1 protein-coding gene is annotated in these 264 nt (G+C 53.0%); it reads right to left on the bottom strand.

What is annotated here, in order from left to right; all coding sequences use genetic code 11:
• On the bottom strand, positions 1 to 264 hold a 264-nt coding region (locus HBA93_RS21650; protein WP_221724623.1), incomplete at both ends, for an electron transfer flavoprotein subunit alpha/FixB family protein.

Raw genomic sequence — 264 nt, 5'->3', positions numbered from 1 at the left:
CCTGGAAAATCGGTGCTTCTTCATCCTTGTTGATCGCAACGATCACTTTGGAATCCTTCATACCGGCCAGATGCTGGATCGCACCGGAGATACCGCAAGCGATATAGAGTTGCGGCGCAACGACTTTACCGGTCTGACCAACCTGCCAGTCATTTGGTGCATAACCGGCATCAACCGCAGCACGGCTGGCACCAATAGCAGCGCCGAGCTTGTCTGCAACCGGTGTGATCACTTCATTGAATTTCTCAGCAGAACCAAGTGCAC

Source organism: Ochrobactrum sp. SFR4 (assembly GCF_019730395.1).
GTDB lineage: Bacteria > Pseudomonadota > Alphaproteobacteria > Rhizobiales > Rhizobiaceae > Pseudochrobactrum.
The sequence above is the reverse complement of the archived record's forward strand: the minus strand, read 5'-3'. Positions and strand labels throughout refer to the sequence as shown.